We start from the raw sequence: 1,959 nt of genomic DNA on the forward strand, positions 1-1,959 counted from the left end.
GCGGCTGTTCGCGACCACCGGCGGGCTGCACGCGGCGGCGCTCGCCGGCCCGGACGGCGAGCTGGGGGCGGTGCGCGAGGACGTCGGGCGGCACAACGCCGTCGACAAGGTGATCGGCGCGGCGGCGCGGGCCGGCCGGCTGCCGCTGGCCGGGCGGATTCTCGTGGTCAGCGGCCGGGCGTCGTTCGAACTCGTACAGAAGGCGCTGATGGCCGGGATACCGATGCTCGCCGCGGTGTCCGCGCCGTCGACCCTCGCGGTCGACCTCGCGCAGGAGGCGGGCATGACACTTGCCGGCTTCGTCCGCGGCGACACGATGAACCTCTATGCCGGCGCCCACCGGGTCATGTTGCCCGAGCGGTCGCGTACGACGTAGCTGGACTCGAGCATCGCCGCGTGGGTATACAGCGCACGTCGGCCCCGAACAGTTCCCGGGAGCCGTGCGTACCGAGCGGTGCCCGGCTCATCGCGAACAGCTCCTGCCGCCGTGCACATCGGGACGATGTCCAGAGTACTGATCTGTGGGTTCTGCTGTGCTGGTCACCGGCGTGGGAGGAAGCGCCGCCCGCGGTTCACCGCGTTGGGTCGCGGACGTCGAGATCGATATTTCCGTTCGTCGACTCCATTGATTGCGAACCGAGCTGCCGCTCGGCTTCATGAAAAAGCCATGTCAGCCGGATACCCGACTTGATTAGTCCGCAAAGCATTGGTCGCACCGGCAGTTGGGCTGCTGATGTCACCGGCCCCGAGCAGTGTCGGATCACCGATCTCGCCGTGGAGGTGGGTGTGCGGAGATGTCGGGGCCCCGCGTCGGGTGGATGACGCGGGGCCCCGCGGGCGGCTCACCGTCAGCGCGGTGGAGCACCCGGCGACCGGAGTGGTCGGCTCGACGGCTCAGTCACCAGTCCCAGTGGTCGTCCTCGCGCTCGTCGTGCTTCCACGTGTCCTTGTGCTCGTCGTCCTTACGCCAGCCATCGTTGTGCCAGTTATCCTTCTTCTTGTCGCCGAACCAGTCGTCATCGAACCAGTCGTCCTTGCGCCGATCGTCCTTGCGCCAGTCGTCCTTGCCCCAGTCGTTCTTGCGCCAGTCGTTCTTGTGCCAGTCGTTCTTGTGCCAGTCGTTCTTGTGCCAGTCGTTCTTGTGCCAGTCGTCCTTGTGCCAGTCGTCCTTTTGCCAGTTCTGGGCCTGCTTGACCGTGCTTCCGCCGTCGGACGCCCAGGCAATCGATGCCGCTGGTCCCAGCGCGACGAAAATGGTCGCCATGCTCGACACCGCGACTGCTGCCGCCCGGGCACTCATTGATCTCCGCACAGTGCTCCCTTTCGGTCTTTGGAAAGCTGTGAACCAAGGTCGCGAGGAAGCGTATCCGGACTGGCGTGAGCCGCAAATCCAGCCGTCGACCCGTAGCTGTTTTCATGACTTCTCGCGCATTCTTGGCTCTGGCGGATGACCGGAGAATCACCGACGGCCCGATGCGCCGATAGGGCCCTGCGGTGCGGGACTCATACGAATTAAGGTGTCCGACGCACTCGGTCGGCCGTGCAGACCCCGACCTTGGGTATCGCGCCACCACGCGCGGACCGGACCGACTCGGACCGGGCCGACCGGGGTGGCGGACCCAGGGCCGACCGAGCCTGTCCGGGCAGGTCCGGATTGCCTGGCGCGTGTTGACGTTCGGCGGATGGTGTGGGCCGCACCACGGATGTCCACTTGGTTTCGGGCGTGCGACGGTCGGATGTCGTCCACGCCGAGGAGACGGGAACGGCGAGGGGTGGGAGGACGCGGTGACGCGAGCTCTGGTGGTGCACGGGACGGGTTTCGGGGGAGCGGCGGACCTGGCGGTGATGATCGGTGCGGCGCTGGGCCCGCGCGGGCTGGAGGCGGATCAGGAGAGCGAACCAGCCAGACCGGAGCAGGAGAAGGGACAGCCCGGTGAAGCTCTACACGACCATGCCCAG

The 1,959-nt window shown here is 67.2% G+C and carries 2 protein-coding genes; one reads left to right on the plus strand and one right to left on the minus strand.

Features of this window, described 5'->3' with window-relative positions; all coding sequences use genetic code 11:
* Window positions 1–376 (plus strand): formate dehydrogenase accessory sulfurtransferase FdhD (locus MXD58_RS26535; RefSeq protein WP_250610513.1); only part of this gene is annotated, 376 nt, incomplete at its 5' end.
* 522 nt (window positions 377–898) lie between these two features.
* On the opposite strand, the gene MXD58_RS26540 is transcribed toward MXD58_RS26535, so the two are convergent.
* The gene (locus MXD58_RS26540; protein ID WP_248837950.1) at window positions 899–1,300 is read right to left on the minus strand and encodes a peptidylprolyl isomerase; all 402 of its coding nucleotides are present in this window, start codon (window positions 1,298–1,300) and stop codon (window positions 899–901) included.
* Window positions 1,301–1,959: the final 659 nt, after the last annotated feature.

It is taken from the genome of Frankia sp. AgKG'84/4, assembly GCF_023242965.2.
Classification (GTDB): Bacteria; Actinomycetota; Actinomycetes; order Frankiales; family Frankiaceae; genus Frankia.